Source organism: Maribellus comscasis (assembly GCF_009762775.1).
GTDB lineage: Bacteria > Bacteroidota > Bacteroidia > Bacteroidales > Prolixibacteraceae > Draconibacterium > Draconibacterium comscasis.
Genome location: NZ_CP046401.1, coordinates 6374665 through 6387088, shown reverse-complemented (window position 1 = coordinate 6387088; position 12424 = coordinate 6374665). Strand labels below are relative to the sequence as shown.

Annotated in this window: 18 protein-coding genes and 1 pseudogene; 6 read left to right on the top strand and 13 right to left on the bottom strand. The window is 36.7% G+C overall.

The annotated features are described in order from the left end of the window. Positions 1 to 26: 26 nt before the first annotated feature. Positions 27 to 74: pseudogene (locus GM418_RS32165) on the top strand (hypothetical protein); the annotation flags it as partial. A gap of 47 nt (positions 75 to 121) precedes the next feature. Continuing rightward, positions 122 to 496 carry an IS66 family transposase gene (locus GM418_RS25775; protein WP_158870316.1) on the top strand — a complete coding sequence of 125 codons (375 nt, stop codon included), beginning with the start codon at positions 122 to 124 and terminating at the stop codon, positions 494 to 496. Between the two features lie 778 nt (positions 497 to 1274). Here the strand turns inward: GM418_RS25775 and GM418_RS25770 are convergent. After that, positions 1275 to 1700 (bottom strand): transposase, encoded by a 426-nt coding sequence (locus GM418_RS25770; protein ID WP_158870314.1) that lies wholly within the window; start codon positions 1698 to 1700, stop codon positions 1275 to 1277. Positions 1701 to 1789: 89 nt separating this feature from the next. After that, complete coding sequence (locus GM418_RS25765) at positions 1790 to 2527, bottom strand: hypothetical protein (protein WP_158870312.1); 738 nt, start codon at positions 2525 to 2527, stop codon at positions 1790 to 1792. A 251-nt stretch (positions 2528 to 2778) separates the two neighbouring features. Here GM418_RS25765 and GM418_RS25760 point away from each other — a divergent pair, with 251 nt between their 5' ends. Beyond that, entirely contained in the window at positions 2779 to 3270 is a 492-nt protein-coding gene (locus tag GM418_RS25760; RefSeq protein WP_158870310.1) for an ester cyclase, read from the top strand. A gap of 1 nt (position 3271) precedes the next feature. Here the strand turns inward: GM418_RS25760 and GM418_RS25755 are convergent, their stop codons facing one another. The 4 genes from GM418_RS25755 to GM418_RS25740 are packed head-to-tail and all read right to left on the bottom strand — an operon-like array spanning position 3272 to position 6471. Continuing rightward, positions 3272 to 4339 (bottom strand): NUDIX domain-containing protein, encoded by a 1068-nt coding sequence (locus GM418_RS25755; protein WP_158870309.1) that lies wholly within the window; start codon positions 4337 to 4339, stop codon positions 3272 to 3274. A 14-nt stretch (positions 4340 to 4353) separates the two neighbouring features. Then, entirely contained in the window at positions 4354 to 4914 is a 561-nt protein-coding gene (locus GM418_RS25750) for an FKBP-type peptidyl-prolyl cis-trans isomerase (RefSeq protein WP_158870307.1), read from the bottom strand. 8 nt (positions 4915 to 4922) lie between these two features. Further along, positions 4923 to 5426, bottom strand: coding sequence for an FKBP-type peptidyl-prolyl cis-trans isomerase (locus GM418_RS25745; RefSeq protein WP_158870305.1), 504 nt, complete (start codon positions 5424 to 5426; stop codon positions 4923 to 4925). A 10-nt stretch (positions 5427 to 5436) separates the two neighbouring features. Further along, complete coding sequence (locus GM418_RS25740; protein WP_158870303.1) at positions 5437 to 6471, bottom strand: DHH family phosphoesterase; 1035 nt, start codon at positions 6469 to 6471, stop codon at positions 5437 to 5439. Between the two features lie 112 nt (positions 6472 to 6583). Here GM418_RS25740 and GM418_RS25735 point away from each other — a divergent pair, with 112 nt between their 5' ends. Then, entirely contained in the window at positions 6584 to 7003 is a 420-nt protein-coding gene (locus GM418_RS25735; RefSeq protein ID WP_158870301.1) for a nucleoside-diphosphate kinase, read from the top strand. A gap of 53 nt (positions 7004 to 7056) precedes the next feature. On the opposite strand, the gene GM418_RS25730 is transcribed toward GM418_RS25735, so the two are convergent. Together GM418_RS25730 and recF are read right to left on the bottom strand one after the other, a co-directional pair. Then, positions 7057 to 7347 carry a DciA family protein gene (locus tag GM418_RS25730; protein ID WP_158870299.1) on the bottom strand — a complete coding sequence of 97 codons (291 nt, stop codon included), beginning with the start codon at positions 7345 to 7347 and terminating at the stop codon, positions 7057 to 7059. Beyond that, complete coding sequence (recF, locus tag GM418_RS25725; protein WP_158870297.1) at positions 7344 to 8450, bottom strand: DNA replication/repair protein RecF; 1107 nt, start codon at positions 8448 to 8450, stop codon at positions 7344 to 7346. Before recF ends, GM418_RS25730 begins: the two co-directional genes overlap by 4 nt. Before the next feature lie 177 nt (positions 8451 to 8627). Here recF and GM418_RS25720 point away from each other — a divergent pair, with 177 nt between their 5' ends. Further along, the gene (locus GM418_RS25720; RefSeq protein WP_158870295.1) at positions 8628 to 9314 is read left to right on the top strand and encodes a tetratricopeptide repeat protein; all 687 of its coding nucleotides are present in this window, start codon (positions 8628 to 8630) and stop codon (positions 9312 to 9314) included. A gap of 51 nt (positions 9315 to 9365) precedes the next feature. Continuing rightward, entirely contained in the window at positions 9366 to 9851 is a 486-nt protein-coding gene (gene ribH, locus GM418_RS25715; RefSeq protein ID WP_158870293.1) for a 6,7-dimethyl-8-ribityllumazine synthase, read from the top strand. A 53-nt stretch (positions 9852 to 9904) separates the two neighbouring features. Here the strand turns inward: ribH and GM418_RS25710 are convergent, their stop codons facing one another. The 5 genes from GM418_RS25710 to infC form a co-directional block, all read right to left on the bottom strand. Then, positions 9905 to 10285 (bottom strand): hypothetical protein, encoded by a 381-nt coding sequence (locus tag GM418_RS25710; RefSeq protein WP_158870291.1) that lies wholly within the window; start codon positions 10283 to 10285, stop codon positions 9905 to 9907. Between the two features lie 103 nt (positions 10286 to 10388). After that, positions 10389 to 11033, bottom strand: a complete 645-nt coding sequence (locus GM418_RS25705) for a DUF2490 domain-containing protein (RefSeq protein WP_158870289.1) — start codon at positions 11031 to 11033, stop codon at positions 10389 to 10391. A 126-nt stretch (positions 11034 to 11159) separates the two neighbouring features. Next, positions 11160 to 11504 (bottom strand): 50S ribosomal protein L20, encoded by a 345-nt coding sequence (rplT, locus tag GM418_RS25700; RefSeq protein WP_158870287.1) that lies wholly within the window; start codon positions 11502 to 11504, stop codon positions 11160 to 11162. A gap of 125 nt (positions 11505 to 11629) precedes the next feature. Beyond that, positions 11630 to 11818, bottom strand: a complete 189-nt coding sequence (gene rpmI / locus GM418_RS25695) for a 50S ribosomal protein L35 (protein WP_425482356.1) — start codon at positions 11816 to 11818, stop codon at positions 11630 to 11632. A gap of 43 nt (positions 11819 to 11861) precedes the next feature. Then, on the bottom strand, positions 11862 to 12419 hold the full coding sequence (gene infC, locus GM418_RS25690) for a translation initiation factor IF-3 (protein WP_158872886.1): 558 nt from the start codon (positions 12417 to 12419) through the stop codon (positions 11862 to 11864). Between the last annotated feature and the right edge of the window lie 5 nt (positions 12420 to 12424).

Genomic DNA, 12424 nt, shown 5'->3' with positions numbered 1-12424 from the left:
CAGGCCCGGGCTTACTGGCACAGGTAATGGTCGACAAATATGTTGACCACCTTCCGGTTTATCGCCAGGTACAAAGGTTCGCAAGGGAAAATGTCCGGATACCGGCCAATACGATCAATGGATGGCAGAGAAATTTAATCACACCCTGCCCAAAAGCCCTATGGGTGAAGCGTTACAATATACTATCCCCCGGTGGGACAATCTGCTGGCTTACCTTTATGACGGGCACCTGGAAATAGACAATAACCTGGTAGAAAATGCGATAAGGCCCAATGCGCTCGGCCGAAAAAACTATCTGTTCGCCGGGTCACATGAGGGGGCTCAACGGGCAGCCATGTTTTACTCGTTTTTTGGTACTTGCAAAAAGAATGATGTCAACCCCTTTGAGTGGCTAAGAGATGTATTGGAAAGGATATCGACTCATAAAGCCAACAAGCTAAATGAACTACTGCCCCAGAATTGGAAAAACCTTAGGAAACAAACTACCCTACAATAAGCAAAAGTATATTATCATAAAAGATTTTTCAAGACCTACTTGGTAGACGGGATACATATAAAAGATTATTTTTTCTGAACTTATAACAATATCTCAATCTCCCATCTCTTAGCCGTTGAAACCGAAAATTGACTGGCAGGGTATCGCCGGAATCATTGGCAGGGTATCATCGGAATATCGATTCAGCAACCAACTAATGATTACGAGCCATCTGTTTATTTAAATGACACTAAAAAAGGAAATATATTTTATTATTACCATGATGAAAATGGTGATATGTTTTATCAGGTAAAATAGAATGCAAAAAAAAACAAATAACAATTGATACTTTAACTTTGGTTCAAAAATTTAAAGATTAATTACAATCCTAAACTATGATTAGCTCACATTCAAAAATTACCTTAATTCATAAAGAACCAGATGAAGAATGCTTTGAAGTTCTAAAATCCTGTATTATAGAGGATAAACAGCTAAAAAGATACAGGATTGATAAAAATACCTTACTCCAAAACCTACCAGAGAGCGTTGTAAATGAGTTTTTGGACTTTCTGGGGACTGATAAACAACACCGTGAATTAATGCTTTATCTATTCAAAAAGGGGTCTTTAATCATTACCTGTACAGAAGATTAGTATTTAAATAGGAATAGTCAATTTTCCATTCAAATGATATTTATAATACAGAACGAGCTATCAAATGAAAAATTGACTATTCCTATTTCTGGTCAAGAATGTAAGTTCTCATTATTAGTGCATAATTGGACTTACCCCATTTTTTATCAGAAAATAAAATTAAGTTGCGGATCAGCTTTATTACGATAAAAATCAGATAATTTGCCTGGACAACGTTTAAAAATATTACTTATCCCATCTCCCAATGCATAGTATTTAAAATCTGGTATCCCAAAAACCCTTTTGGCGCTTTTTAATATATGCCCTGCCATAATAGTAAGTTTATTTGATTGGTCAAGAATTACAGCAATAAAATAGAAAACAGCAAGCAATAAAGCCATCATATTTTGCAACCGTCTGTATTTTAGTACCCTGATATTTTCTAAATCGTATGTTTGTTTTATAAAGCGGATAGTTTCTTCAATACTCCAACGTTTGATATAGGATTGGATTATGTGTTTTATACCCCCTTTATTTCTTTTTACTTGCAGAGAAGTCAATATCATCATTGGCTTCTTGCCATAACCTTTCACTACAACCAGCGTTAAGGGCTTATTGGACCATGGGAGTTTTACAGAAGTTGCCCCATAGCTTACATGGTAAATAAATTCTTCCCCGTTTTTTACCCGTACAATAGTTTCTTTATAGGGGCATGGGCATGCGCCAACCATAATGCTCTGATAGGCTTACCCCGGCAAATCAAATCACGCGTACCTACCAGGCGGATAATAAATTGCCTGTTTTTTTCAATCAAGGGCTCATATATTTTATCCCTGTCGCCCCCACGGTCAATGACCCATACCCCTTGGTTGCCCGTTTGTTTGCTTACAAAATCAATGGCCCCCTTGATTTCTTCGTTCTCGCTTCTAAAATCAGGGGATTCTTGTGAATACAATGCTGAATATAGTGGTGTTAGTTCATTGCTGCCAGGCTCTGCTGCAATAACCTGGTTTGTCCAGTACCCATCAACTATATTGCCCTCAAGGCTGCTCCCATCCCTAACCTTTGCCAGGTATTCCATCTTCTCTGCATAAGGTTTATGGATATCGCCAAGGTCAAGGATCAATAAAGTATCCTTATTTATCCTGCTTTTTGCTAAAGAAAGTATTTGTTGATGTACATTTTGCCATATTTGAGCTTTATTTAATTGACGGCTAAAACGCTCTTCGATTTTCTTTAACCTTACCTTGCTTTCCAGTTGCCGCCCAATTTCTGTTAACATAACTGACTGCGAAGCTAAAATACCGTATACTGCTTCTTTTATAAAACGCCCTGCAGTTTTATCCAGTTGAATTGAAAGTATCCCCGAAAATTTTGCTATTTTGTTCCTGAGATTACTGGCTAAATGGCTAAAGTTCATATCGTATCCTCCTGAATTTGTGAGCGGTATTACAAATATATACAGGAGGGTACTTTTATCTAAATGCAATAAAAAGTATCCCCATTTTTTTGTAAAAAGAAACCAATTTCACTTCAACTAAAACCTACAAGCCTTATCAATAAAGAGCAACGTCAAATCATCATGTGAATTTTGGGGTAAGTCCAATATTGTAAGATATTGATTTTTACCCATTTATTTTGTAAATTACTGTAAATCAATAATCAAATTTTATGAAGACACATATAAAGCTGTTTACTCTTTTCTGCTGCAGTATATTTTTTGTAAATGTCAGTAGTGCCCAAAATCAGAAGACTGTTCTGAATTCCAAAATCGCCGAATCATTTATTGCAACATTAAATCATCAAAATTATAACCAGTTCGAGTCGCTGTTCTCTGAAAATGCAAGCTATGAGGAAATATGTTCCGGCAGATTTTACCAGGGAAAAACTGCGATTAAAAACTATATTGTTGCGACAGTTGAAGGAATGCCAGACTCAAAATTTGAAATTGTATCGATTGTTGCAAATGAAAATCAGGCTGTTGTTGAATGGGTTTGGAAAGGTACAAACTCAGTTGGCTGGCCACAAATGTCAATTCCGGCTACTAACAAAACAATGAGTTTAAAAGGTATATCCATTATGCAAATTGAGAATGCAAAAATCATTAAAAACAAAGATTATTGGGACTGGAATTCTTTGATGAAAGGGATAGGAGTTGAATAAATTACAGCAGTTTTATTTTTTTTAACAACTCAAATTCATATTCAAAATTTGGAGTAAAAGTTCCTGTTCCTATCTGTTTTTCGATCTGTTTTACAGTCCAGAAACGGGCTTCAACCACTTCTTCGGAATGTACGTTGAAATTTTTAGAATCAAAAGTGGTAAAAAAATAAACCAGCTCAACTTCCTCTTTTGATTCCCATTTGTACACCTTTTGCAGTTTGGCTGAAAACTTTTCCAAACCAATTTCTTCAAAAGCTTCTTTTTTAAGTGCCTGTTCTAAATTTTCGCCGGCCGAAATATGGCCTCCAACTGCCGTATCCCATTTATCCGGCTGAATCAGTTTATCAGGTGGTCGCTTCTGCAGAAGGATTGCCTTGTTCCGGTTAATTACGTGCATATGCACTACCGGATGCAAAAGTTTACTTCCATTATGCACATGGCTTCGCGGAGCCTGTCCCACTACTTTTCCTTCTTCATCAACCAGAGGAACCCACTCTTCAGTGGTCAATTGTTTTTGTTGTCGTTTTTGTTTTAAAAATTCATACAGAAAATAAACTCCAAAAAGAATATAAAACAATCCGCCACTTATAAAAGCCCAGGCTTCTTTGCTCATAAAAAAAGTAGCATAAAAAACCAAAACCGTATGCCCGAGGAAAATATAAAATAGCGATTTCAGCGTTTTTCGCATTTGGGTAGCCTGCGCTTCATTAAAAGAGGTGCCTTTCAGATATCGCTGGCTCATCAATCCGACAATGTTGACCGATGAAAAAGCTGAAACAGCAAGCACGGCAACCAATACCAATTCGATTAATCCTGGCTTTAGCTTAAAAAAGATATCGTTATTGAGTAGAATGGAGACCGCTCCAAGGGCGATCAAAAGAATGGTGTCAAAAAGGATAAACTTATCAAACCGCTTTTCTCTGAGCCCTACCCACGTCATTTCAGCGACTCCTGTTCCCACGGCTACAAACAAGCCAATTTTTGTTCCCCAAATTTCATCAGCTGCAATAAAAACAAAAAGAGGAATAAAACCCGGAAGCAGCTTTTTCAGGAGTTCTGCTCTACCCATTATCCGGCATTCAACTATTCTTCAGACTCTCCAGGCACTTCGGCGCGGAAAATTTTATAAACTTCAACCTCCATTAATAAAGTGGTAAAACCGGAAACGCCATAGGTTCCACTTTGTCCGTAGGCTATTTCCGAAGGCATCACCAAGCTTGCTTTTGTGCCTTTTTGCATATAAGTCGCTGCTTCTTCCAGGCCCGAAATAGCACTCCCCTCTCCTACAATAAACTCGTAAGGTTCATACCTTTGCCCAAGCGAATAACCTTGACTTTCATCAATCAATGTGATCGAATCACTGGCTATCAATGCCCAGGTGGAATAAAAAATCTGAACCTGATCACCTACCTGTATCGAATCACCTGTTCCAACCTCTGTTTCAATGTAATACAAACCAGATGGTTTTCGAAAATCCGTGTAGTCGTGTTCTGTAATATACGCATCTAAAATTTCCAGTTCTTTCTTTCTCATTCTTTCATAGCCATTATTATCGTCGTTACATGAAGAAAGAACTATCAAAATTACGACCGATAACAAACCGGAAATACGAAAAATCTTCATTTTATCTCTTACTTGTTTCATTATAAATATTACTGCTGTTTTATATCAACCATTTTGACCACAAATATAAGAGAATTATTTGGCGGAATACTACTGTATCCTGTCTCTCCATAAGCCAAATTTGAAGGAACCATCAACTGCGCTTTACCTCCTTTGTCAATAACTTTCATACCGTCATTCCAGCCGCTAATTATTCCTTCATCTCCAAGTTCAAAAGTCCAGGTTGTATCTGTCTCACTGTATTCAGATGTATCAAACCAGGTACCGTCTATTAAATAACCAGAATAAGTAACAGTAAGCGTATCCCCAAATACCGGAAATTCACCGTCTCCTTCTTCCAGGGTTATATAATAAACCCCCAAAGCTGTTGTGTCCACATCATATCCCTCTGATTCCAAACCTGTAATATATTGATTTAGCTTACTCATCTCATCAGCATATGATTGTTCATTTTCATCAACACCGATACATGATGTATAAATTACAGAAAGAAGAACACCAATCCCGACATTTATCAACTTTTTAATTTTCATTTTCTTTTTTTTAAATTTTTGTTTCAAGTAATTGATGTTTATACTTTGATAAAAGTTGCTTGAACAACTCGATTGTTTTATCAAAATCTTCCTTGCTCTCACCACCAGCTGCATTTAAATGCCCTCCGCCATTAAAATGGCTACCGGAAAACTCGTTGGCCGGGAAACTTCCCTTTGAACGAAAAGAAGCTTTTACGAATCCCTCTTTTTCAATAAACAGGGCGCTGAAAACAACATTGTTGATAGACAGTGGATAATTTACAAATCCTTCGGTATCTCCAGGTTTAAAATTGAATTCTTCCAACTCTGCTTTTGTTATCGAAATAACAGCCGAACGAAATTCAGGAAAAACCTCCATCTTCTCGTTTAAACAATATCCGAGAAGCTTCATCCGGTCAGAAGAAAAATTGTGATATATATTTGACTGGATTTTGTCGGTATTTATTCCGAACTTCATAAGCTCTGAAACTACCCTGAACATGTTGGGGCGTGCAGTATTATGGCTAAATGAACCCGTATCGGTAAGAATACCGGTATAAAGCGCTTCTGCAGAATTATGATTCAAATATTTTTCAAATCCGATTTTACCAACAAAATCGAAAATCAGCTCAGCAGTTGAACTGTATTTGGGTTCTGAAACAGTGTAATCGCAAAAATTTACCGGATACGGATGATGGTCAATCAAAAGTTTCAGATTAGAAAAACCCAGAATCTCTTTCTCCATTTTTGCTGCACGTTTAGCATCATTAAAATCAACACAAATTAATAAGTCAGCTTTTTCGAGATACTCTTTAGCCCTTTTCTTTTCTCTTTCAAAAACAAGTATTTCAATTTCGGAGGAAAACCATTTTAAAAAGTCGGGATAATCGTTGGGTGAAATAATACAAACATTCTGACCGCTGTTTTTTAAAATTTCGGCCAATCCAATGGACGATCCAACGGCATCTCCATCGGGATTTTCGTGAGGAACAATTACTATATTCTTTGCATTGCCGGCAAGAAATTCGCTCACAAAATTAAAAATCTCATTTCCAGTGTTTTCCAAAACCATTTAAATTTGAATCGACAAATATAAGAATTCTGTTGTTGGTGTTAAGCTTAATTATTTCAATTTTTATAATATTGTGCATTATTTACAAATTTTAAAAATGTAGAAAATGGCAGGAAAACTGACCTTCACAATGATTAAGCCAACGGCTTTCAAAAACAATTATGCAGGCCCGATTTTAAAAATGATTAACGAAGCGGGGTTTGTGATAAAAGCAATGAAATTAACCCAATTAACTCCATCACAGGCAGGTGCATTTTATGCTGTACACAAAGGAAAGCCGTTTTACGAGTCGTTGGTTGAATTTATGAGTTCAGGACCAATAATTGCAGCCGTTCTTGAAAAAGAAAATGCGGTTGAAGATTACCGCGCATTAATTGGTGCTACCAATCCCGAAAATGCAGAAGAAGGTACCATCCGAAAATTGTATGCAACGAGTTTGCAACAAAACGCAGTACACGGGTCCGACAGCGATGAAAATGCAGCAATTGAATCCGACTTTTTCTTTTCGAAAACTGAAAGATATTGACGTTCTATTCTAAAAAATTTGAAAGCAGGTTGCTTTTTTACGGGCAACCTCTTTTATCGAAATACTATTTTCTGGACGATCTCCTCTCCCGCCTTTTCATTCATCTTCCGCCGGATTTCCTCACGCATCATTAAAAGTTCGTTTTTTACCACAGAGGAGCTGATTTTTACATACAACACTTTTCGGGCTATATAAATATTGGTTGTGTAATTTGATATCGTTTTCCCAAGTAATTCTTCCCAGTAGTGTAAGGCATCAACTTCTTTAAGTTTACGCTCCATTTTCATTTCGCGAATGTACTCCTGTAAAACCTCACTTAAAGATTGTGTATTGTTTCTCCTCATTTTAAATCTTTTACAGTTCCCGATTCCACATAAAAAATACGAAAATCTGTTTCCATTTTCCGGATAATACCATCCAGATGCTCACGATTGGTGTCGGTTATAAAAATCTGGCCAAATTGATCTCCTGTGACAACTTTAACAATTTGCTCCACGCGATTTTGATCCAGTTTATCAAAAATATCATCAAGCAATAAAATGGGATTCAGTTCTGAAATTTGTTTGATAAAATTAAACTGAGCCAGTTTTAATGCTACCAGATATGTTTTGTTTTGCCCCTGTGAACCAAGCTTTTTAATCGGATAATCGCCAATTTTTAATTCCAGGTCATCTTTATGTATCCCAACTGTTGTGTGTTGAACCATCCGGTCTTTGGGAGTCGATTCTCGTAATAATTCTTCAAAATTATTGTCGTAAAAGTCCGACTGATGTATAAGTCCTACCTCTTCATTTCCCTGCGAAATAAAAGTGTAATATTCCTGGAAAACAGGAATAAGCTTTTCCACAAATTTTTTCCGTTCTTCATGAATACGAGTTCCGTATTCAACCAGTTGGCTGTCCCATATTCCCAATAATTCAGCATCAAAATACTTATCCGACACAAATTGTTTTAGCAGATTGTTCCTCTGTTGCAACGCCCTGTTATACTTTAGAAGATCATCGAGGTAATTTTGGTTGTATTGCGAAATTACGCCATCCATAAATTTTCGGCGCTCGTCACTTCCTCCCAATATCAAATTTACATCCGAAGGTGTTATCATTACCAAAGGCAACAAGCCAATATGTTCAGCCAGTTTTTTATAAACTTTTGAATTTCGCTTAAATTGTTTTTTCTGGCCTTTTTGGAGGCCGCATGAAATAATTTCGTTTGAATCGCGGCGAATATAATTCCCCTGCAGCATAAAATAGTTTTCTGCGTGGTTAATATTCAGGCTGTCAATTGAATTAAAAAAACTTTTACAAAAAGAAAGATAATATACAGCATCGAGCATATTGGTTTTTCCCGCCCCGTTGTTTCCAATAAAACAATTCAATCTGGGAGAAAACCGTACTTTGTTTTCTTTTATATTTTTAAAATTTACAATTGAAACTTCCTCAATATACATAGAGAATAATTTTATCTGTTTTACAAAACTAATCAAAATGAACGGATGAAGTCATTCTCCGAAAAAAATGTATTACAAACAAGTTTATGTTGATTAATATTCAAAATAATAGTGGCATAATTTAATGAGTTGTGAAAAAAAAACTATTTTTGCCACACAATTTTGAAAACGAAAAAAATGGCAAAGAAGAAAACTCCGCAAGTTGATAATTTACAAGAACTTGAAAGCGCTTTAACCAGAACGGAGCAATTTATTGAGGATAATCAGAAAATAATAACCTATGTAATTGGAGCTATAATTTTAGTTGTAGGGGGTTATTTGGGGTTTAACAAATTTTATATGCAGCCAAAAGAAGATGAAGCCAGATCGCAAATGTTTATGGCCATCGACTATTTTGAAAAAGATTCATTTAATCTGGCAATTAATGGCGACGGAAACTATTTGGGATTTTTGGATATTATAGATGATTATGGAATGACAAAAGCGGCCAATCGAGCCAGTTACTATACCGGAATTGCATATTTGCATTTGGGACAGTACGAAGACGCGCTGGATTTCCTGAGCGATTTCAAAACAAAAGACATGTTGCTTGAGCCGGTTTCAGAAGGTGCAAAAGGAGACGCGTATCTTGAACTCGGCGAATTGGATAATGCGTTGAAACAGTATAAAAAAGCCATCTCTCTTTCCGATAATGAGCTGACAACCCCGGTATACATGATGAAAGCTGCTAAATTACTGGAGTCGATGGATGAGCTGGAAGATGCACTTTCAATGTACGAAAATATTAAAGAAAAATATCCGGAATCAACGGAAGGCACTAACGTTGACAGATATATCGCGAGGGTCAAAATTAAATTAAGCTAAACTCTTTTTAAGGATAACCCCTCAGAAAAGAGGGGTTTTTTATTTTATATTATGGCTACAAAAGATCTTTCTCAATACGATGCTAATTCAGTTCCTTCGGCACAAAATATACGATTTGGAATTGTTGTTGCTGAATGGAACCAGGAAATAACTTTTGCGCTTGCTGAAGGTGCCATAAATACACTAAAAAAACACGGGGCGACTGATGAAAATATTTTAGTCAAATATGTCCCCGGAAGTTTTGAACTTCCGTTGGGAGCGCAATATTTTGCAGAGATGGAAAATGTTGATGCTGTTATTATTCTGGGATGTGTTATCCAAGGCGAAACGAGACATTTCGATTTTATTTGCCAGGGGGTTACGCAAGGCACAATTGACCTCAACCTAAAATATAACAAACCATTTGTTTTTGGTGTTCTGACCACCGAAAATCAACAACAGGCACTTGACCGTGCAGGAGGAAAACACGGGAACAAAGGCGATGAAGCTGCAATCACTGCGATAAAAATGGTCGCCTTAAAAACTTCATTTCAATAAAAAGGGCTTACACATTTGTGCAAACCCAATAACTTTAAAGAGATTATTAAATCCTAACGGCCACCGCCGCCACCACCAAATCTTGACCTTCTTTCTTCAAGATATTTTTCATATTTGCTCCACTGTTCGCCGGTAAGGATGGCTTTCATCTTTTTGTTTTGCTCTTCCCTCACTGCGGTCATTTTTTCACGCATTGCCGATCTGTCCCCTCCCTGATTCTCCTGGAACATCGCCTGCATTTTTTTACTCGTTTCAAGATTCAGGTCATATACTTTCTTTTCCTGGTCACTATTCAAACCAACAGCTTCTTTTATCTGTTCGGTTTGACGTTTTGCCATGTCTTCAGGATTCATATTTCTGGGCCCTTGCGGCTGTGCGATGCACAGAGTAGTCCCAAAAACAATGGCAACAAATAAAAATCCTAACTTTTTCATTGGCTCAATTATTTATGTTATTATAATTTTAAACAGTAATGAGACCAATAAAAAGACCAATAGTTTAATATTTTAATGATTTTTTTCTGGAAGAACGACTGCCTTACAGCCTGATATTCATATTCATCCCAATAATATCGGTAGTATTCCAGTAATCGAAAGATTTTATTTTTTCCAGTGAATAATAAATCTTCATTTCAAAATGCCCCTTGTTTATTGTATTTATTCCGGCATATACACGAGCTAAATGTGTTTTTTCACTGTTCATCTTTATAAAAGACTCTTCAGATGTAAAAAAATTCAGCCCCCATTTGGAAACAGGAGGAAAATTAATATTTAGTTTTTGCCGGAATCGAAAATGTTCGTTGGCTTCTTTAAACCATCGATACTCAAATCTGCCAGATAAACTAAAATCAAATTTTTTTATATCTTTTGAAAGCTCGGTCAAAAGCATGGTACGTCTTTCCTCTAGCCAGCTATTGTTCTTTCGGACGTAATTCATACGAAAACCACCGGCATATTCAAACCAGTTATTGCATTTACGAGTCAACCATAAATCTCCAAATTTCACATCCACGCTATTGGTTTGTGTTGTATAATGAATTTTTTCGACCACCTCGAGAGAAGTTTTCGGACTTAGATAAACGGAGACTTTATTATAATTCCACAATTGTGTTTTTCTTTCCTCCTGTGAAAAAGAAGAAACCGAAAGAAAAACAGCGATAAACACAAAAAAATACTTTGGCATAACAGGTTGGTCTCTTTTTCAGGTTTTTAAAACTTTTAAATACACTATAAAAGCAAAAACCCGAATTCGTTGGTTAACGAACCGGGTTGCTCTAATATTTCACCTTAAATAATATAGCTTCCTTTATTATTTTACCTTTTCAACGATTGCTTTGAATGCTTCAGGTTGGTTCATGGCCAAATCAGCCAGAACTTTCCTGTTTATTTCAATATCATTCTTTTTTAACAATCCCATGAATTGTGAATACGACATTCCTTCAAGGCGCGCGGCAGCGTTAATTCGCTGAATCCACAATGCACGGAATGTTCTTTTTTTCGCTTTCCTGTCACGGTAAGCAAACTGCTGGCCTTTTTCCCAAGTATTCTTGGCAACCGTCCAGACATTTTTACGGGAGCCGAAATAACCTTTTGTTTTTTTCAATAATTTCTTTCTCCGGGCCCGTGATGCTACATGATTTACACTTCTTGGCATACTTTTACTTTTTTTTGATAATCGGCGTCCTCCGCAACTTACGAAGATACTTTAAAGCTCAATCATCTGGTTAATTACTTTGTTTACCTTCTCTTTTAAAAGGATCTTATCCGCCGGTTGACGGATTATTTCATGTTCAACAAAAGCTTAACGTTACTCTCATTGGTCTTGTCAATGGTAGTCCAATAAGTCAGGTTACGTTTACGTTTTGTACTTTTTTTAGTCAAAATGTGGCTTTTGTAGGCATGTTTCCTTTTAATTTTTCCACTTCCGGTTAGTCTAAAACGTTTTTTAGCTCCGGAATTCGTTTTCATTTTTGGCATAATCCTACGAATTTAATTTTTTCAAAGAACTATATTATTTCTTTTTTGGTGAAATATACATTGTCATTCGTTTCCCCTCCAGCTTTGGCATTTGCTCAACTGTCCCCAGTTCTTCCAATGCTGTAGCCAGTTTCAGCAGCAGAATTTCTCCCTGCTCTTTAAACAGAATCGATCTTCCTTTGAAAAACACAAAAGCTTTCACTTTTGCTCCGTCTTTCAGGAATTTCTCGGCATGTTTCAACTTAAAATTAAAATCATGCTCATCGGTTTGTGGTCCGAAACGAATTTCTTTTACGACCACTTTTACCGCTTTGGCTTTCATCTCCTTCTGTTTCTTCTTTTGCTGATAAAGAAACTTTGAATAATCAATTATTTTACAGACGGGAGGATCGGCTTTAGGTGAGATTTCCACTAAATCCAGCTCCATTTCGTCTGCAATACGTAATGCCTCTCGCAAAGGATAAATTCCTGGATTTTCAATGTTATCCCCTACCAGCCTTACTTGAGGCACCCTGATTTTGTGGTTAATACGGTGTTCCGGTTCCTGTTCTCTTCGTGGCTGGTAACTCCTTCTTGGACCTCTTCTTTTAATAGCTA